At 62.9% G+C, this 17,624-nt stretch carries 19 protein-coding genes; 15 read left to right on the top strand and 4 right to left on the bottom strand.

The features are described 5' to 3' along the window. Positions 1-20: 20 nt before the first annotated feature. On the bottom strand, positions 21-1,223 hold the full coding sequence (locus SX1_RS07175; RefSeq protein ID WP_017180924.1) for an acetyl-CoA C-acetyltransferase: 1,203 nt from the start codon (positions 1,221-1,223) through the stop codon (positions 21-23). Between the two features lie 152 nt (positions 1,224-1,375). On the opposite strand from SX1_RS07175, the gene SX1_RS07180 reads away from it, so the two are divergent. Both SX1_RS07180 and SX1_RS07185 read left to right on the top strand, forming a co-directional pair. Continuing rightward, positions 1,376-3,046 carry a class I adenylate-forming enzyme family protein gene (locus SX1_RS07180; RefSeq protein WP_019052436.1) on the top strand — a complete coding sequence of 557 codons (1,671 nt, stop codon included), beginning with the start codon at positions 1,376-1,378 and terminating at the stop codon, positions 3,044-3,046. A 41-nt stretch (positions 3,047-3,087) separates the two neighbouring features. Continuing rightward, entirely contained in the window at positions 3,088-3,870 is a 783-nt protein-coding gene (locus SX1_RS07185; RefSeq protein ID WP_019052437.1) for an SDR family NAD(P)-dependent oxidoreductase, read from the top strand. 7 nt (positions 3,871-3,877) lie between these two features. On the opposite strand, the gene SX1_RS07190 is transcribed toward SX1_RS07185, so the two are convergent. Then, on the bottom strand, positions 3,878-4,588 hold the full coding sequence (locus SX1_RS07190; RefSeq protein WP_241763553.1) for a GntR family transcriptional regulator: 711 nt from the start codon (positions 4,586-4,588) through the stop codon (positions 3,878-3,880). A gap of 128 nt (positions 4,589-4,716) precedes the next feature. Between SX1_RS07190 and SX1_RS07195 the strand changes: the two genes are divergently transcribed. The 11 genes from SX1_RS07195 to SX1_RS07245 all read left to right on the top strand — a co-directional run bounded on the left by SX1_RS07195 (position 4,717) and on the right by SX1_RS07245 (position 12,913). Further along, positions 4,717-5,568: a fumarylacetoacetate hydrolase family protein gene (locus tag SX1_RS07195; RefSeq protein WP_017180920.1), complete on the top strand. Its 852-nt coding sequence runs from the start codon at positions 4,717-4,719 to the stop codon at positions 5,566-5,568. 51 nt (positions 5,569-5,619) lie between these two features. Then, positions 5,620-6,576 (top strand): VOC family protein, encoded by a 957-nt coding sequence (locus tag SX1_RS07200; protein WP_017180919.1) that lies wholly within the window; start codon positions 5,620-5,622, stop codon positions 6,574-6,576. 5 nt (positions 6,577-6,581) lie between these two features. Further along, positions 6,582-7,322: an alpha/beta fold hydrolase gene (locus tag SX1_RS07205; RefSeq protein WP_026002031.1), complete on the top strand. Its 741-nt coding sequence runs from the start codon at positions 6,582-6,584 to the stop codon at positions 7,320-7,322. Further along, positions 7,319-8,095 (top strand): SDR family oxidoreductase, encoded by a 777-nt coding sequence (locus SX1_RS07210; protein ID WP_017180917.1) that lies wholly within the window; start codon positions 7,319-7,321, stop codon positions 8,093-8,095. Before SX1_RS07205 ends, SX1_RS07210 begins: the two co-directional genes overlap by 4 nt. Position 8,096: 1 nt before the next feature. Next, positions 8,097-8,651: an NADPH-dependent FMN reductase gene (locus SX1_RS07215; protein ID WP_019052438.1), complete on the top strand. Its 555-nt coding sequence runs from the start codon at positions 8,097-8,099 to the stop codon at positions 8,649-8,651. A gap of 62 nt (positions 8,652-8,713) precedes the next feature. Then, the gene (locus tag SX1_RS07220) at positions 8,714-9,877 is read left to right on the top strand and encodes an acyl-CoA dehydrogenase family protein (RefSeq protein ID WP_019052439.1); all 1,164 of its coding nucleotides are present in this window, start codon (positions 8,714-8,716) and stop codon (positions 9,875-9,877) included. Positions 9,878-9,886: 9 nt separating this feature from the next. After that, positions 9,887-10,345 (top strand): hypothetical protein, encoded by a 459-nt coding sequence (locus SX1_RS07225; RefSeq protein WP_019052440.1) that lies wholly within the window; start codon positions 9,887-9,889, stop codon positions 10,343-10,345. Next, positions 10,342-10,731, top strand: coding sequence for a MaoC family dehydratase (locus SX1_RS07230; protein WP_019052441.1), 390 nt, complete (start codon positions 10,342-10,344; stop codon positions 10,729-10,731). Before SX1_RS07225 ends, SX1_RS07230 begins: the two co-directional genes overlap by 4 nt. A gap of 20 nt (positions 10,732-10,751) precedes the next feature. Then, positions 10,752-11,306: a VOC family protein gene (locus SX1_RS07235; RefSeq protein ID WP_255209715.1), complete on the top strand. Its 555-nt coding sequence runs from the start codon at positions 10,752-10,754 to the stop codon at positions 11,304-11,306. After that, complete coding sequence (locus SX1_RS07240; protein WP_019052443.1) at positions 11,307-12,161, top strand: alpha/beta fold hydrolase; 855 nt, start codon at positions 11,307-11,309, stop codon at positions 12,159-12,161. It begins immediately after the preceding gene. After that, positions 12,158-12,913 carry an SDR family NAD(P)-dependent oxidoreductase gene (locus SX1_RS07245; RefSeq protein ID WP_019052444.1) on the top strand — a complete coding sequence of 252 codons (756 nt, stop codon included), beginning with the start codon at positions 12,158-12,160 and terminating at the stop codon, positions 12,911-12,913. Before SX1_RS07240 ends, SX1_RS07245 begins: the two co-directional genes overlap by 4 nt. Positions 12,914-12,928: 15 nt before the next feature. On the opposite strand, the gene SX1_RS07250 is transcribed toward SX1_RS07245, so the two are convergent. Then, complete coding sequence (locus SX1_RS07250) at positions 12,929-13,987, bottom strand: alpha/beta fold hydrolase (RefSeq protein WP_241763551.1); 1,059 nt, start codon at positions 13,985-13,987, stop codon at positions 12,929-12,931. 85 nt (positions 13,988-14,072) lie between these two features. Next, on the bottom strand, positions 14,073-14,597 hold the full coding sequence (locus tag SX1_RS07255) for an ester cyclase (protein WP_017180908.1): 525 nt from the start codon (positions 14,595-14,597) through the stop codon (positions 14,073-14,075). 162 nt (positions 14,598-14,759) lie between these two features. Between SX1_RS07255 and SX1_RS07260 the strand changes: the two genes are divergently transcribed. Together SX1_RS07260 and SX1_RS07265 are read left to right on the top strand one after the other, a co-directional pair. Continuing rightward, positions 14,760-15,215, top strand: a complete 456-nt coding sequence (locus SX1_RS07260) for a nuclear transport factor 2 family protein (RefSeq protein WP_017180907.1) — start codon at positions 14,760-14,762, stop codon at positions 15,213-15,215. A 39-nt stretch (positions 15,216-15,254) separates the two neighbouring features. Further along, positions 15,255-17,591, top strand: coding sequence for a membrane-bound PQQ-dependent dehydrogenase, glucose/quinate/shikimate family (locus tag SX1_RS07265; RefSeq protein ID WP_017180906.1), 2,337 nt, complete (start codon positions 15,255-15,257; stop codon positions 17,589-17,591). Positions 17,592-17,624 lie beyond the last annotated feature (33 nt).

Genomic DNA, 17,624 nt, shown 5'->3' on the forward strand with positions numbered 1-17,624 from the left:
CTCTAAAGTTCTGTGCGCGCTCAAACGCGCTCGATGATGGCAGCCGTGCCCAGGCCGTTGGCCGCGCACAGGGTGATAAGGCCGGTCTCCGCGTCGCGCCGCTCCAGCTCGTCCAGCACGGTGCCCAGGATCATCGCGCCGGTCGCGCCCAGCGGATGACCCATCGCGATCGCCCCGCCATTGACGTTGATCTTGTCGTCGGGGACATTCAGCTCCCGCTGGAAGCGCATCACCACGCTGGCGAAGGCTTCGTTCAGTTCCCAGAGATCAATATCCTTCTCGGTCATGCCGGCCGCCTTGAGCGCCTTGCGAGAGACCGCCGCCGGCGCCGTCAACATGATCGTCGGCTCAGACCCGATATTGGCGTAGGACCGGATGCGACCGCGCGGCTTGAGGCCTGCCTTTTCCCCAAATTCCTTCGACCCGACAAGAACCAGTCCGGCGCCGTCGACGATACCGGAGCTGTTGCCGCCATGATGGACATAGTTCAGCTCTTCAATTTCGGGATATTTAGCCTTCACCACTGCCTCGAACCCGGCCTTGCCGAACCCTTCGAAAGCGGGCTTGAGCTTGGCGAGGCTTTCCAGCGTGGTGCCGGGCCGCATATGCTCATCATGATCGAGCACCACGTCGCCCAGGACATCCTTGATCGGCACGATCGAGTTTTTGAAATAGCCGTTTTCCCAGGCATGGGCAGCCTTGCGCTGGCTCTCGACGGCGAAATTGTCGACATCCTCGCGCGTGTAGCCGTCCAGGGTAGCGATCAGGTCGGCGCCGATGCCCTGCGGGGCGTAATAATTGCTGAAGGCGACCGACGGATCCGACGTCCACGCGCCCGAGTCATACCCCATGACCGTGCGGCTCATCGACTCGACGCCACCGCCGATGCCGGCCTGGATCATGCCCGAATGAACCTGCGCCGCGATCAGGCTGACGGCGTCCAGGCCGGTGGCGCAGAAGCGATGGATTTGCTGGCCCGCGACCGTCTGGGCATAGCCGGCCTGCAACACCGCCGCGCGCGCCAGCACGCCGCCCTGTTCACCGACGGGCTGGGCCATGCCGATGATCACATCGTCGAGCAGTCCAGTGTCGAGATCATTGCGGCTCTGGAGCGCCTTCAACAGCTGCGTCGCCATTTCGACAGAGGTGATCTCGTGCAGCGCGCCATCGGGGCGGCCCTTCCCGCGCGGCGTCCGGACATGATCGTAGACATAGGCTTCCATCGTGAATTCCCGCACAGTGATACAAAATCTCTGCCCTTGCTCTTGGACCCGGAAGGCAAAGCTGCACCTATCCAACGAAAGGCGCAGGCAGAGGCGATGGCTGCAATCTGATCATCATCGATAGCTGACCGGCATTTTAGGAGCGGACATCCGTGGTCACACAAGGCGAAGATTGCGCCCCATTCCGTATTTCTGCAACCACTCTGGGCGATCTGCTTCTCAAAGGGTGGGACAAGGCATCCGACAAGGAAGCATTGGTATTTCCGGGAGAACGCAAGACATATGATGATGTCGTGCAGAGCGTCCTGAAGCGCGCACGCGGCCTGAAGGCGCTGGGCATCCGGCGCGGCGACCATGTCGGCATCCTGTTGCCGTCCAGCATCGAATTTGTCGAAACCCTGTTCGCCAACGCGATGTGCGGCGCCGTGTCAGTGCTGATGAACGCACGGTACAAGGCGCCCGAGATGGCCTATGTCGCGCACAATGCCGATCTGGCGGCGATCATCACCAATGATATGATCAGCGAGCATATCGATTTCGGTCGGCGGCTGGTTGAGGCTTTCCCCGACCTGCCCGATGCCGCCGACTCCTCCTCACTCACGCTTGCGGGCGCGCCGCTGCTCAAGCGGATCGTGATGCTGGGTGGCCGTTCGGTCCCCGGTTTCGTCGATCAGGCAACCTTCGATTCGGCGGTGCAGGAAGTGGAGGAAGCAGAGGTACATGCATCCCGTCTGACCGTCAGAGTCCGCGACACCGCGATGATCCTGTATACGTCAGGGACGTCGGCCAACCCGAAGGGGTGCCTGCTCAGCCATGAGGCCGTCACTCGGGAGGCATCGAATCTCGCTCGCTATCGCTGGTCCTTCCAGCCCGACGAGCGCGCCTGGTCGCCGCTGCCTTTATTCCATATCGCTGCGATGCTCTGCATGCTGGGCGCGATCGACGTGGGCGGCACCTTCATCGGCCAGCCGCATTTCGATGCCGGGGAGAGTCTGCGGCAGATCGAGGATGAACGGGTGACGATGATGTTCCTGCCCTTCGTCACTTTCCATCAGGCCATGATCACCCATCCCGACTGGGCCAAGACCGACATGTCGTCGGTGCGCCTGCAAAATAGCTGCTTCGCCTTCATGCCTGATCGCGTAGGCCAGGCCTATCGGGAGAAAGCCCCAAACATGCTCCAAGTGGGCACCATGGGCATGACCGAGGCGACCGGCATCGTCACCACGGGCGGCTATGCGATGGACCCGGAAATGGGCTTCAAGAAACTCGGTTTCCCCCTTGCGGGCATAGAGATGAAGATCGTCGATCCCGAAACCGGCGAGGAAAAGGGCGTGGACGAACGCGGCGAAATCCTCATTCGCGGCTACAATCTGTTCGACGGCTATTACAAGGACCCGCAGAAGACCGCAGAGGCGCTCGATGCCGATGGCTGGTATCATAGCGCCGATATCGGCTCGATCGACGAACATGGCCACGTCATGTTCCACGGCCGGTTCAAGGATATGCTGAAAGTGGGCGGGGAAAATGTCGCGGCGGCCGAGGTCGAAGCGGTGCTGGCCACCCATCCGGCGGTTCGTCTCGCGCAGGTCGTCGGGCTGCCTGACGAGCGGCTGGCGGAAATCCCCGCGGCCTACATCGAACGCGAAGGCGATGTGGAGGTCAAGGCGGAGGAAATCATCGCCTATACCCGGCAGCGCCTCGCTTCCTTCAAGGTTCCGCGGCATATCCGCTTCATCGACGAATGGCCGATGTCGGCATCGAAAATCCAGAAGTTCAAGCTGCGCGGCGCGTTGATGGACGAACTGGGCCTGAAGGACTGAAACACGGCGCATCGACGCCATGAAAGTGTAGGGAGAGTGACATGCGGGTGATCATCACGGGTGCTGCAAGCGGCATCGGCAGAGCATGCGCCGAACTGCTGGCGGCCGGGTCGATGATTCCGGGTGAACACCGGATGCTGCTCGCGGATCGCGATGCCGCCAATCTGCAGGTGGTGGCCGATGCGGTCGGCCCCGCCGCCGCGACCTGCGTGGTTGATCTGGCCGAACCGGATTGCGGCGACCGGATTGTCGCGGCGGCGCTCGCGCATATGGATGGGATCGACGCCGTCATCAGCAATGCCGGCATCATCATGGGCGGCGCGCTGGTTGAACTGCCGATCAGCGATTTCGATCGCATCTTCGCCATCAACACCCGCTCGTCCTGGCTGTTGGGCAAGGCGGCCCATCCTCACCTGAAAGAGAGCAAGGGCGCCTTCGTCGCGACCGCGTCCATGTCGGCCACCCAGCCTACGCCCGCGCTTGGCTTTTATTCCTCCAGCAAGGCCGCCTTGCTGATGATGATACGCCAGCTCAGCATCGAATGGGGTCCGGACGGTATCCGATGCAATACGGTGTCGCCCGGCCCCACCTACACGCCGATGACCGCTGCGGGATATGAAGATCTGTCGCGGCGCGACCAGCGGGAAGCCAATATTCCCCTGCGCAAACTCGGCGTGGCCGAGGATGTCGCGCAGGCGATCCTGTTTCTGATCGGCCCTCATGCAAGCCACATCAGCGGTGTCGACCTGCTGGTTGATGGCGGTATGAGCAACATGCTGATGCCCGCCAGCGGCGGTGGCACCGGTCAGAGCCGGCAGAGCTGATATGGGATCAGAGGGCCCGATCCGCGCCAGCCGCCCATTCGATATCGGTCCCGCCCCGCGCATTCTGCGGGTCGATCAGCAGCCGCGCCGTCGCCATCAAATGGTCCGTCAGCAGCGCCTCGGCGCGGTCGGCGTCCCGCGCGAGCGCCGCGTCGACGATCTGCGCATGTTCATGAACCAAATCCCGGTCGCCATGGGCCAAAGGCACGGTGAGATAGCGATAGCGTTCCGACTGGGCATAGAGCCAGTCGCGCATCTTGAGCAACCATGGACTGTCGCACGCGGCGACCAGGGCGTGGTGGAAGGCCGCATGGGCGTCGGCATAATCCTCGTTCAGACGGGCCGCCTCTCGCGGGTCGCGGGTCGGGGTCTTGCTCAACCTATGGGCTGCGCTGACGATCGAGGCTTCCCAGTCCAGGCTTCCCTTCTCGATGGCGCGCCGGAGGCATTGCCCCTCAATATCGCTGCGGACCCTGACCAGATCCGTCAGATCGCCGATCGATATCGGCGTCACCCGAAATCCCCGCGCATCGTCCTGCGTCACAAAGCCCTCGGACGTGAGCCGCGACAGGGCTTCGCGCACCGCCCCGAGACTGAAGCCCTGCGTTTCGGTGATATCCTTGATGTTGATTTTGGCGCCGGGCACCAGCCGACAGGTCAGGAGATCGTCGCGCAATTGCCGGTAGGCGCGTTCGGTCAGGCTCAGCTTTTTGGTCATCGCAAGAGCTATATCAGCTTCGTCACCCATGGCAATTCGACAGGATGTATTTTATAGCTTGAAATATATTTCATTCAATTCCATGCCTGCGGTTCGGTGGGTTGGACAGATTCTCAGGAGGTTTGCATATGCGGTTGGCCAAGGTGACACAGAACGGCGCGGTCGGTCTGGCAGTGGACACGGGCGCGGGCGTCAAGGCGCTGTTCGGCGACGCTGCACTCTATGATCTGGATGCGCTGATCGCCAGCGGCGGCAGCGCCCTGACGGATGCCGGCGCGAAAGTCAGCGCAGAGGGCGAGGAAGTTCAGGTTGAAGACCTCACTTTCCTGCCGCCCCTCGTCAAGGCGCCCAAGATCCTTTGCCTGGGTCTCAACTACAAGGATCACGCGGCCGAAGGCGGATTCACCGTGCCCGAATTCCCGACGGTATTCGGCCGTTTCAATTCGAGCCTGATCGGCCATGGCGCACCGATCATCAAACCGCCCTGTTCCGATCAACTCGATTATGAGGCGGAAATGGTCGCGGTCGTCGGCAAGGGCGGCAAGGATATCAGCAAGGACGACGCGCTGTCGCATATCGTCGCCTATTCGGTGTTCAACGACGGTTCGATCCGCGACTATCAGCTCAAGACGCCGCAGTGGACGGTCGGCAAGAATTTCGACGATACCGGCGCCTTCGGTCCCTGGCTGGTAACGGCCGACGAGCTGCCTGCGGGCGGCGCCGGGCTCAAGATCGAAACCCGCCTCAACGGCCAGGTAGTGCAGAGCGCGAACACATCCGACATGGTGTTCGATGTCGTCGACACGGTCGCCCTCCTGTCCACCTGCTTCACGCTGGAAGCGGGCGACGTTCTGGTCATGGGAACCCCGTCGGGCATCGGCCTTGCCCGCAAGCCTCCGCTGTTCATGAAGGATGGCGATGTGTGCGAAGTGGAAATCGAAAAGATCGGCCTGTTGGTGAACCCCATCAAGGCAGCATGATCGAAAGGCCGGCGCCGTCCTGTCGGCGCCCGGCCAGCCAAGGAGCGAAGGATGAACCAGAACAGCCCGTCGGGACGCCGCGCCAATAGTTTGGGCGTCCATTCCATCGATCATTTCGCGGTCGAAGTGCCCGATCTGGAAGCCGCGCGGACATTCTACACGCTCTTCGGACTTGACGTCCGCGAGCGGGATGACACGCTGGAATTATATGCGTTCGGCAATCCGCATCGCTGGGCCGTGCTGAGCCAGGGCGGCGACGCCAAGCGGCTGCGCTATCTGAGCTTCGGCATCTATCCGGACGAAGCGGACGCCTTTGCCGCTCATCTCGACGGCTGCGGCGTCACACGGATCGATCCGCCCGAAGGCGCGGAAGCCGACGGCATCTGGTTCGCAGGCTTCGATGGCCTGCCGATCAACGTCCGCGTCGCAGACAAGGCGACGCCATCGGAAAAGAGCCATTTCACTTTCGTCAGCGCGGCGCCGGGCCAATCCGGCGCGATCCCTAACAGCAAAGCGCCCAAGGTTCACCCCCGCCGCCTTTCGCATTTCGCCATCTTCGCGACCGACGTGAATGCCGCGATCGACTTCTATGAGAAGACGCTCGGCCTGCGCCTGTCCGACAAGAGCGAGCCGGCCGTCGCCTTCCTGCACGGCCCCCATGGCAGCGATCATCACCTGCTGGCCCTCGTCCTGTCCGATCGGCGGGGCATGCATCACAATAGCTGGGACGTCGGGTCGGTGATGGAAGTGGGCCTGGGCGGCGCGACCATGGCCCGGGCCGGCTATGGCCCCAACTGGGGCGTGGGCCAGCACGTATTGGGCGCCAATTATTTCTATTATGTGCGCGATCCTTGGGGCAGTTTCAGCGAATATTCGGCCGATATTGACTTCATCCCGCATGACGTCGACTGGCCGGCCGCCAACCATGCGCCAGAGGACAGCATGTTCCTGTGGGGACCCGATCCATTCCCCGAATTCATCCAGAACACTGAACCGGCGGAGGCCTGATCGTCATGACCACATTCGTACTTCTTCACGGCGGCGGCATGGGCGGCTGGACATGGAAATATGTCCGTGAAATTCTGGAGGCCGGGGGCCACAAGGTCTACACGCCGACCTTCACCGGCTTTGGCGAGCGCGAGCATCTGATCGGCCGCGATGTGGGCAATGCGACTCATGTGCGCGATATCGTGAATGTCTTCAAATATGAGGATCTGCGCGACGTCGTGCTGGTCGCGCACAGCTATGCGGGCACGGTCGCGCCCGGCGTGATCGCGGAGGTGGGCGACCGCATCGCATCCATAATCTATCTTGACGCCATCGTGCCCCGGTCGGGGGAACGGATCGGATCCCTCATGGGCTATGTCCCGGAAGACCAGCTCGCCGCGCTGGATGCGATGCTCGAAGCAGGCGAAGGCCCGGTAGGATCGGGCGTGCATGAAATGCAGCGGGCGGCGGCCAAGGAGCATCCCCATCTCATGGACCCGGCGCGGGAGAAATGGCTGCTCGACAATTTGTCGGACCAGCCGATGAAGGCGACCGCCTGCGTCATTCCCGTTGGCGCCGAGGCGATCGACCGGCCCGTCGACTATATCGCGGCGGCCGTCACGGTGATGACGGCGATGCACGACCGGGCGCGCGAACTGGGCTGGACCATCCATGACCATCCGGGCGATCACGCCCTGCTGGTGGGCGATCCGGAGGGAACGACCGACCTCATTCTGAAGATTTCCGGCGCGGGAGCTCCGGCATGAATGCCGCCGAGCTGTTCTCGGTACAGGACCGCGTCGCCGTCGTTACCGGCGGGTCGACCGGCATCGGCCGCCATATCGCGACCGGCCTGGCTGCGGCGGGCGCCACAGTCTATATCTGTGCCCGGACGCAGGCCAAGGTGACGGCGGCCGCGGCGGAAATTTCCGCTACGACTGGCGGCCGCTGTACCGGCCTGGTCGCAGATCTTTCGACACTTGCTGGGATCGAGGCTCTGGTCGCGGCGGTGTCCACCCAAGAACAGGCCGTGCATGTCCTGGTGAACAACGCCGGGACCATGGCCGACGCGCCCATCGACGATTATGGCGAGGATGAATGGGATCCGGTGATCGACCTGAACCTGAAGGCTCCTTTCTTCACGCTTCGAAAATTCCTGCCCCTGCTTCGCGCAGGCGGCACGGCGGAGCGCCCTGCATCGATCATCAACATCGGGTCGGTCGGCGCGCTCAAGGTCGGCCCCAAGGAAAATTACGCCTATCAGGCTTCGAAGAGCGCCATCCACTGGATGGCGAAAGGCCTCGCCAAGCGGCTGGGCCGCGACAACATCACCGTCAACGTCATCGCACCCGGATTCTTCGAATCGGAGATGACCGTCATTACCTCCAGCGAGATGCGCACGATGGTGGAATCGATGGTGCCCCGCGGCCGCGTCGGTACGCCAGAGGATCTGGCGGGCGCAGCCATCTATCTCGCCTCGCGGGCGGGCGCCTATGTCACCGGATCGGTCATCCCTGTCGAGGGAGGATTGTCGATCTGATATGACCCAACTTCATTTCGTCGCCGTTGGCGGCACAATGCGCGCCTATTCCTCCACCGAGCGGGCGCTTCGCAAGGCGCTCGCCATCGCGGAGGAACGCGGCGCACGCACGACGCTGCTTGCAGGAGCGGACATCGACTTCCCGTCTTACGCGCCCGAAAATCCGGATCGTCCGGATGCGGCACGACACTATGTCGACATCCTGCGGTCGGCGGATGCCGTGATCATCGGCTCACCAGGCTATCATGGTGCGATCTCTGGCTTCGTGAAGAATGCGCTCGATTATGTCGAGGATATGAGCCGCGACGAGCGTTGCTATTTCGATGGTCTTCCCGTCGGCTGCGTGGCGACCGCGGCCGGCTGGCAGGCCGCGGTCGCCACGCTCCAGCAACTGCGGGTGATCACCCACGCGCTGCGGGGATGGCCGACGCCGCTGGGCATCGCCATCAACACCATCGGCGGCGAAGGCGACCCGATCGAAAACGCGCCCATCCCCGACCAGTTGGGGATGATGGTGGACCAATTGTTCAGTTTCTGCCGACGGCCTGCCCTATAGTTGGATAGGTTCGCAATGAACCTGTCGGGCGCTTAATCGCAGTACCACTAACGGGAACGACGATGGATTTTTCACTCACCGAGGAACAGCAGGCGTTCAGGGACATTGTCCGCCGCTGGGTCGATGCGGAAGCGCCCAAGGACTGGATGCGCGCGCTGGAAGCCGACGAAGAAAATTATCCCTATGCGCTGTGGGACAAGATCGCCGAGCAGGGATTTTTCGGCATCGGGATTCCCGAGGAATATGACGGCCTGGGCGGCGACGTCATGATGCAAATGATCTTCGCCCGCGAATTCGCGCGGACGGCCGGCGGCCTGCTATGGGTCTGGGGCCTGACCTCCTTCGGCGGGGCGAAGACGATCGGCGCGGTCGGCACGGAGGAGCAGAAGAATCGCTGGCTGCGCCCCATGGCGCAGGGCAAGCTGCGCGTCTCGCTGTCGATGACCGAACCCGACGGCGGCACCGACGTTCTGGGCGCGATGAAGACCCATGCCGAAAAGGTCGACGGCGGTTGGAAGCTGAACGGCGCCAAGATGTGGACCACGGGGGCAAAGGCGGCCGACAGGCTGCTCGTCCTCGCCCGCACCGATAAAAACGCCGAAAAGAAGCATCATGGCCTCACAATGTTCTTCGTCGATGCCAAATCGCCCGGGATCACCGCCTCGCTCCTGCCCAAGCTGGGCATGCGCGCCATGGGATCGTGCGAGGTTCACTATGAGGATGTCTTCGTTCCCGACGAGGACGTACTGGGTGAGCCTGGACAGGCCTGGTATGCGATGTTGCCCACGCTCAATAATGAGCGGATCATGGTGGGCGCCCAATGTCTGGGCGCGATCGACGGGGTGCTGGAAGACGCGCTGGAATATATGCTGCAACGCAAGGCGTTCGGCGGCATTATCGGCCGCTTCCAGATTTTGCAGCATTATGTCGCGGACATTGCGACCTCGCAGAAGCTGACCGAGCTGTTGCTTTACAATGTCGCTTGGATGCAGAGCAACGGCATGAAGTGCGGAACCGAGGCCAATATGCTCAAGATGGTCGCCACGGAAAATGCCGTGAAAGCCGCAGACCTTGGCATCCAGATATTGGGGGGCATGGGCTATTCGGCGGAAACCGACATGCAGCGTTACTGGCGCGACCATCGCATCCTGCGGATGACGCCGATCAGCAACGAAATGGTGCGCAACACAATTGCCGAGAGCCTCGGCCTGCCGCGTTCTTTCTAAGGACAGACCATGAGCGATCTTGACGATCTCCCCCCTGCCCCCGACGCCGCCGGCACATCGCTCGATGGCGACAAGGTCTTCACCATCACGGCGGAAGAGAATGCCGCCCTGTGCCGGTCGACCGGCGTCGAACCAGCCGCCGACGGCAGCGCTCATCCCATCTATTATTATATCGCCACCCAGGTCGCGATGGGCAAGACGGTGGCGGGCGTCTGCGAAGCATGTGAATTCGATGTCGAGGATGGCCCGATGATGGGCAGCAGCGGCGTACGGTTGGACGCACCGCTGAGAGTCGGCGAAAGCTACAAGGTAACGGGCGAGATACTCAGCCTGGTCCGCAAACGCAGTCGTAAGCTGGGCGTCATGGACGTGCTGACCTACCGTCTGCGCCTGCACCTGCTCGACGGAATGCAGGTGCTGGAAACAGACAATGTGTGGGTATTGCCCCGCAAGGAGTTCGCCGCATGAGCCATGCCATCGGAGACGCGCTGCCGCCTTTCACGATCGAGAGCGTCAGCCCGGAAGCTATGAAGCAGTGGGCGGTTTTCCTGGCTGACCCCAATCCCATCCATCTCGATGTCGAGGTGGTGAAGGCGAAAGGGCTGGGCGACCGGGTCATCAACCAGGGCCCAGTCAACGTTGCATATATGATGAACATGCTCATGCGCGCCTTTCCCGGCGGACGGATCAAGACGATGGATTCACGCTTTCTGGACAATGTCTATGGCGGGGACCGTGCGGTGGTGACGGGCAGGATCACCATGATCGAAGGCAATATCGTGACCTGCGAATTCTCGCTGGATGTCGATGGCCGCGGCACGGTCAATTCCGGCACGGCGACGGTTGAAATCTAAAAGATCAGAGGAGAATATCAATGCCGAGCGGACCTTTTGCCCATGTGTGCATGGTCGTACGCGATCTGGACAAGGCTATCGAGGATTGGACTCGGATTCTGCGTGTCCTTGATCCTGCATCGCTGGAAGAGCGTATCGTCAAATATGACGAATTTTCCAGCGGCGACGACGCCGGCATGAAGTGGGCAACCTTCGTCAACAATGGCGGCACGGAAATCCAGTTCATTCAACCAGCCCCTGGCACCCCCATGGGCGATCGCCTTGAGAAGGTGGGAGAGCATGTCCATCACCTCTGCTACGCGACCGACGATGTGCCGGGCGCGATGGAAAAGCTGCGGGCCGAAGGGCTGCACCTGCCCGGTGGCGGTCAGACCTTCAACGATCCGGACATGACCTGGCAGAAATGGAGCTGGGTCGGCCACAAGAGCACGCACGGCGCGCTGATCGAAGTCGCCTCGCCCTATGAGAGCCGTAACGATGGCAAGTGGCATCATGCGCCCGGCAAATTCGCCTATAAGGGGCCGGGCGAGCACCCGTCCTTCGCGGAAATGGTCCCGCCGGTCGCCGCCGAATAAATGCAGGCTTCCGGCATCACTGCGCCCATGCGGATTAGCGTGCCGGGTGACGGGCTGGAGATGGTTGCGGACGCCTATGGCGATCCAGCCTCCCCGCCCGTCTGCTTCTTCCATGGCGGCGGCCAGAGCCGCCGATCCTGGGCCGGGTCTGCCAGGCGGGTGGCGCAGGCGGGCTATTACGGGCTGACTTTCGATCTGCGCGGCCATGGCGACAGCGGATGGGCCGCCGACGGCGACTATCTGCTGGAAGCCTATGGTCGCGATGTCGAGTCCATCATCCAGGCATTCGACAGGCCGATCGCGCTGGTGGGAGCCTCGCGCGGCGGTCAATCCGCGCTGGTCGGCGGGTCGCGCCGTTCCGATCTGGTGCGCCTTATCATGCTCGCCGACGTCGCGCCCTATATGGTGGATAACGGCGTTGATGACATTCGTGGCTTTTTCCGCGCCAGCGACTCCGGTTTCGCGTCGCTGGAGGAAGCTGCCGACGCCCTCCACGCCCATCTCGGGCAGCCCCGCCTGCTTGACGTGTCGGGCCTGGCCAAATCGATGCGCAAAACGGATGGGAGGCTGTTCTGGCACTGGGATCCCCGCACGACCGCGCCGGAATTTCTGCATCCCCCGTCGGAAGGGGAAGCGCTCATCGCCGCAGCGCGCCGCGCGCAATCGCCTCTCGTGCTTGTGAAAGCAGAGCTGAGCGAGATCGTGTCGGATGAAAGCGTCCGGCAATTTCGGGCGCTCGCCCCGCAACTGGAGGTTGAGATCGCCCACGGCGTTGGCCATATGTTCACCGGCGACCGCAATGACACCTTTGCCGATCGCCTGCTCCACCACCTCGCACGTCATCTGCCGTTATGACGAAAGGCGCGGCATTCGTCGTCGGCGGAACCGGCGGCCTTGGCAGCGCGATCTGCCGACGCCTGTCGACCGAATGGAATCAGCTCGCCATCGGCTATCGGTCCAGCCATGAAAAGGCCTCGGCGGTTGCGGCTTCCCTGCCCAACAGTTCATGCGAGACGCTGCCTGTCGCCTGCGATCTTTCCGATCGCGCCTCGATAGAGACCGGCATCCGCGAAACGGTCGAGCAATTCGGCGCCATCGGCACGATGGTCTTCGCCAGCGGGGTCGACATAGCCCAGCCCTTCGTCAGCCAGATCAGCGAGGAGCAATGGCGTGAAGTCATCGAGATCGAACTGGTCGGCTTCACCCGTATCGTGTCCGCCACCCTGCCCTATTTCCGCGCCCAGGGCTTCGGCAATTTCGTCACCGTCGTGTCGGTCGCAAACTACTGCTTTCCCCCCGGCGACGCCCTGTCCTCCGTGCCCAAGGCCGGAATGGAAGCGCTGGGCCGCGCCATCGCCAAGGAGGAAGGCCGCTACGGCATCAGGGCGAACATGGTCGCTCCGGGAATCATCGACGCCGGGCTTGGCGCAGAGTTCCTCACGTCGCTCTATTCGCCGGAAATCTGGGAAACGCAGCGCAAACGCATTGCCCTGCAACGCTTCGGCAGCGGCGAGGATATTGCCGAGGCCGTAGCCTTCCTGGCTTCGGCCAAGGCGCAATATATCACTGGCCAGACCCTGATCGTCGATGGCGGCTTCAGCCTCTGATATCGGCGGCCGCGCTCAACCCAGCCGCCGCTGCGCCGCGACGCCATCGCCCCAATTGTGAATGCGCTCCCAGAAGCGGACGCGGGTCGGTGCGAAATTATGCATGTGCGCCATTTGGGGGCATATGAAGAGCTGGATGTCTTCCGCGCTCTTATAGGCCCGGGGTTCGCCCAAGGGATCGGGGACAACGTCGCGCTCGCCCATCGCGATCAGCACGGGGACGCGTACGACCGCTGCTTCGAGCGCCACCGCGCCCGGCGCGACCATGTAGACGCCACAAGGCGGCGTGGTCGCCGAACGCCATTCGGGCAACGGATCGACCAGCCCGGCGGACGCCATCATGTCGAGCGTGACGATGTCCGCAGGCTCATCATTATGATGGAAGGACCATTGGAAGGGATGCTCGCCTGCCCTTGCCGCCGCCTGGAGCGCTTCGGCGTCGCCCAGCTTCACGCCCGGCGCTTGCGCCAGCGCGGCCGCGTTCAGGACATGCGGCGCATCGAGCGATGAACGGCGCGAAATCCACGGCCACGAGGCCGGCGGCTGGCCCGGCCGGGTCGGCACGACAGTATGGACGCCGCTATAGCCCAGCACGCCGATGCCGTGGAATGTCTGGTGATTGCCCTGCGCGACAACCGTGAAGCATCCGCCCATCGACTGGCCGATGCCAAGGCATGTGGCGTCGACGATCGGGTCCAGTCCATCGACGAGCGTGCCCGCTTCCAGCCGGGCCATGACCTGGCGCACCATCGCGTCATTGGCCGCCGCCACATTATCGAGATTGAGGGCATTGCCTTCCGGGATAGTGGACTCGCCAAATCCCAGATGATCGCAGGCGATGAAAATCCACCCGCGATCGCAATGGAAACCCGCCTCCCCGCCGCCCGATCCATCCGGCATGTCGAAGCTGTAATAGCGCCGGCAATAGCCACCGCCGGGGAAAGCGAAGCAGACGGTCGTGGGATTGGCCAGTGCCGTCATATCCGGAAGATGAACCGTGATCGCCACATGGGCGGTCATGCCCAGGGCTGCCGCCTCGCTGACATCGATCTTCAGTTCGACCGAGCGCTTCATGCCCTTGCTCATCCTTGCATGCCAAACACCGACGTCCTCCTTTGCCGAACCGGCGCGCCCTCGCCGCGCCGGTTCGGCCTGTCGATCACTTATAGGGGTCGACGGGCTGGGGAACGTCGATGACTTCCAGATCCTTCAGCATCGTCAGCACGTCGGAGATCGAATAGATGTGATCGATCTTGTCGCCCCGGAAACGCAGCCACGAGAACCACAGGACGTTGAGGTCGTTCCCGGTGGGCTGGACGCCCATATAGGGGCCGCCGGTATGCTTGCCATGATGATGGCACAGCACGCAGATCTCGTCCTCGCCGCGTCCCCACGCCTTCAGCGTGCGATAGATGCTGGGCGGGAAGGTCTTGTAGAGACCCTGCGGCGAGGTCTTCCACACATGATAGGTGCCAAGGTCGGGTCGGTTCGGGTTGTCGTAGGTCATCGTGTCGGTATTGAAAAATGCGTCCATTCCATCCCAATCGCCGCGATTGATGACCTCATGCAGGTCCATCCAGTGATTGACCATGAACGCCTGCCGCTCGGTCAGCCCGGCTGTGATGTCTGCCCGCTTCTCCTTGGACAGGACGAAATCGGCTTCCGTGAAGGGGGCGAGGCCCATAATAGTCTCCTTGATCAAAAAACGGTCCGCGGGATCGATCCCGAGGGCTGTGGTTTCTTCCCCTTAGCCACCGCACTCGGCACCTACCTAATGGAAGGCGGCGAACCTCCTCCCCTGTGCAAGCAGCGATTCTATAGAATGACGTGAGACGGAGGAGAGGCCATGACACTGACCCTGCAGGAGATGTCGGACCGGTTCGAAATTCAGGACCTGATCGTAGGCTATTGCTATGCGGTGGATACGCGCGACTGGGACACGCTGGACCGCTATTTTACCGATGACGCGGTGATCGACTATTCCGAAATGGTGGGCGTCGTCGGAAGCCTTGCGGACATCAAGGCATTTCTCTCGGCAAGTCTGACGCCAATTCTCGCCTTTCAACATGCTGTGTCCACCACCCAATATCAAATCGCGGGCGACCGGGCGCAGACCAAAACCGCCTGCTACAATCCGATGACGGTCAGCAATGGCGAAACGACCGATACTTTAGTCTTCGGCCTTTGGTATCATCACGACTTCGTCCGCACCGCGCAGGGCTGGAAGATCAGCCGCCTCTACGAACAGAAATGCTATCGGATGAATGTGCCGGACTGGCTGGCGGCCCAATTGCCCGCCTGAATTCCTGCCACGCCTTTCCGGATTTCGAGGGGGAGCTCGATGCGCCGCTTTCTGAACATGCTGTTCGTTCTGCTTCTGCTACTCGCAGGTCTGTCGCTGCTCTGGCTGGGCGGCCAGCTCGCGCTGCTCGGCGGGTCGATCTGGTATTGCGTGTCCGGCCTCGTCATGACGGTCACCGCGTTTCTCGGCTGGCGCCGTTCGCCGCTCTCGATCACCCTCTATTGGGCCTTTCTCGTCGCCAATCTGGGTTGGTCGCTCTGGGAAGTCGGACTGGACGGCTGGGCGCTGGCGCCTCGCTTGGCCATGCCCGTCGCCATGGGCCTGTACATGCTCACGCCCTTTTATCGGCAGCATGTCGGTCTTGGCCGCCCCCTGCCCGGCGGCCGCGTCCTGTGGCCGGCTCTTCTCCTGCTCTTCATGGGTGGGATCGGCAGCGCTTTCTGGGCGGATCGTTCGTCCCCAGCTGCCAGCGCGCGCTGGGGAGCGGGACCGGCAAGCCCGGCCGACGGCGACTGGGTCGCCTATGGCAACGACCGGGGCGGGTCGCGCTACTCGCCATTGGCCCAGATCACGCCCGCGAATGTCGGCAATCTCGAAAGGGCATGGACCTACCACACCGGCAAGCTGACAGACGGCAAGCAGGGCACTGCCTTTCAGGTCAACCCCCTGAAGGTGGGCAACCGCCTTTTCCTGTGCGCGGGCAATAATGATGTGATCGCGCTCGATCCCGAAACGGGCCGGCAATTATGGCGGCACCAACCCAAGACCGATCTCGCCGGCGTCTATGGTCTCGTCTGCCGCGGCGTCACCTATTACCGCGTCCCGCAAGCCCATGGCTATTGCGCTGAACGCATCTACACCGCGACGCTCGACGCGCGGCTGATCGCGCTCGACGCCGCCTCCGGCGGGCTATGCCCCAGCTTCGGTAAGAGCGGCCAGGTCGATCTGAAAGCGGGACTGGGCACGGTCGACAAGGGCTATTATTTCGTGACCTCGCCCCCCACCCTCGTTCGCGGCCGCCTGGTTCTGGGCGGCTGGGTGATGGACGGTCAGAAAATCAGGGAGCCTTCCGGCGTGATCCGGGCGTTCGATGCCGTCACGGGTAAATTTTCCTGGGCCTTCGACATCGGTCGGCCCGACGATCACGGCCTGCCGCCGCCCGGCGGCGTCTTTACGCCGGGCACCCCCAATAGCTGGGCGCCGATGAGTTCGGACGACAGGCTGGGCCTCGTCTATGTGCCGACAGGAAACGCTACGCCGGATTATTTCGGCGGACATCGGACCGCGAACGACGATCGCTATTCCAGCGCCGTGCTGGCGCTCGATGCGGAGAACGGGTCGGTGCGCTGGTCCTTCCAGACGACCCATCATGACCTGTGGGACTATGACGTGCCCGCCCAGCCCACGCTGGTCGACCTGCCCGGCGGCGTGCGCGGCCTGCTCCAGCCGACCAAGCGTGGAGAAATTTTCTTCCTCGACCGGGCGACTGGCAAGCCCATTCTGCCGGTGGAGGAACGCCCCGTCCCGCAGGGCGCCGTTCCGGGCGAACGCCTTTCCAAAACCCAGCCCTATTCGGTTGGCATGCCCAGTTTCGGCGGTCCGCGCCCTACGGAAAAGGGAATGTGGGGCCTGACGCCGATCGACCAGGCGATGTGCCGCATCCGCTTCCGCCAGGCCCGTTTCGACGGGGACATGACCCCGCTGTCGACCGAACATCCAACCCTCACCTGGCCCGGCTATCTGGGCGGCATCGACTGGGGAGGCGTATCGGTCGATCCCGGGCGCGGCCTGATGATCGTCAACAACAATCAGGTCGGCAATTATAACCGCCTGATCCCTCGCGCCGTTGCGGACCGGCAGGGCATCAGGCCGATGACCGCCGCCCATATGAGCGATGTCGGCGGCCCCGTCGCCCAGATGGGCGTCGCCTATGCCGCCCATATCGCGCCGTTCCTCTCGCCGCTCGCCATTCCGTGCCAGCAGCCCCCCTATGGCCGCATCAACGCGGTCGACCTGAAAACAGGGAAGCTGGTGTGGAGCCGACTGTTCGGCACCTCGCGCGACAGTGGCCCGCTGGCCCTGCCGACCTTCGTGCCCATCCCCATGGGCGTGCCCAATATCGGCGGATCGGTCGCGACCGCGAGCGGCCTCACCTTCATCGGCGCGACCCAGGAGCATATGTTCCGCGCCTATGAAACCACCACCGGGCGGCTGCTGTGGAAGGCGCGCTTGCCGGCGGGTGGCAACGCCTCCCCCACCACCTACTGGTCAAATGCCAGCGGGCGACAGTTCGTGGTCATCGCAGCGGGCGGACACGGCGCCATGCTGTCAGGTGCGAGCGACGCGTTGATCGCCTATGCCCTGCCTAAGCCATAGCGGGGAGCGAGAAACGGGCGCCCCGGCACCAGC

The sequence above is a fragment of the Sphingobium xenophagum NBRC 107872 genome, from assembly GCF_000367345.1.
GTDB classification, from domain to species: domain Bacteria; phylum Pseudomonadota; class Alphaproteobacteria; order Sphingomonadales; family Sphingomonadaceae; genus Sphingobium; species Sphingobium xenophagum.

Bases quoted from the DNA above. Each gene is read 5' to 3' on its own strand.
- SX1_RS07175 (WP_017180924.1), bottom strand. From the start codon at position 1,223: ATGGAAGCCTATGTCTACGATCATGTCCGGACGCCGCGCGGGAAGGGC.
- SX1_RS07185 (WP_019052437.1), top strand. From the start codon at position 3,088: ATGCGGGTGATCATCACGGGTGCTGCAAGCGGCATCGGCAGAGCATGC.
- SX1_RS07190 (WP_241763553.1), bottom strand. From the start codon at position 4,588: ATGACCAAAAAGCTGAGCCTGACCGAACGCGCCTACCGGCAATTGCGC.
- SX1_RS07195 (WP_017180920.1), top strand. From the start codon at position 4,717: ATGCGGTTGGCCAAGGTGACACAGAACGGCGCGGTCGGTCTGGCAGTG.
- SX1_RS07200 (WP_017180919.1), top strand. From the start codon at position 5,620: ATGAACCAGAACAGCCCGTCGGGACGCCGCGCCAATAGTTTGGGCGTC.
- SX1_RS07205 (WP_026002031.1), top strand. From the start codon at position 6,582: ATGACCACATTCGTACTTCTTCACGGCGGCGGCATGGGCGGCTGGACA.
- SX1_RS07210 (WP_017180917.1), top strand. From the start codon at position 7,319: ATGAATGCCGCCGAGCTGTTCTCGGTACAGGACCGCGTCGCCGTCGTT.
- SX1_RS07215 (WP_019052438.1), top strand. From the start codon at position 8,097: ATGACCCAACTTCATTTCGTCGCCGTTGGCGGCACAATGCGCGCCTAT.
- SX1_RS07220 (WP_019052439.1), top strand. From the start codon at position 8,714: ATGGATTTTTCACTCACCGAGGAACAGCAGGCGTTCAGGGACATTGTC.
- SX1_RS07225 (WP_019052440.1), top strand. From the start codon at position 9,887: ATGAGCGATCTTGACGATCTCCCCCCTGCCCCCGACGCCGCCGGCACA.
- SX1_RS07230 (WP_019052441.1), top strand. From the start codon at position 10,342: ATGAGCCATGCCATCGGAGACGCGCTGCCGCCTTTCACGATCGAGAGC.
- SX1_RS07235 (WP_255209715.1), top strand. From the start codon at position 10,752: ATGCCGAGCGGACCTTTTGCCCATGTGTGCATGGTCGTACGCGATCTG.
- SX1_RS07240 (WP_019052443.1), top strand. From the start codon at position 11,307: ATGCAGGCTTCCGGCATCACTGCGCCCATGCGGATTAGCGTGCCGGGT.
- SX1_RS07245 (WP_019052444.1), top strand. From the start codon at position 12,158: ATGACGAAAGGCGCGGCATTCGTCGTCGGCGGAACCGGCGGCCTTGGC.
- SX1_RS07250 (WP_241763551.1), bottom strand. From the start codon at position 13,987: ATGAAGCGCTCGGTCGAACTGAAGATCGATGTCAGCGAGGCGGCAGCC.
- SX1_RS07255 (WP_017180908.1), bottom strand. From the start codon at position 14,597: ATGGGCCTCGCCCCCTTCACGGAAGCCGATTTCGTCCTGTCCAAGGAG.
- SX1_RS07260 (WP_017180907.1), top strand. From the start codon at position 14,760: ATGACACTGACCCTGCAGGAGATGTCGGACCGGTTCGAAATTCAGGAC.
- SX1_RS07265 (WP_017180906.1), top strand. From the start codon at position 15,255: ATGCGCCGCTTTCTGAACATGCTGTTCGTTCTGCTTCTGCTACTCGCA.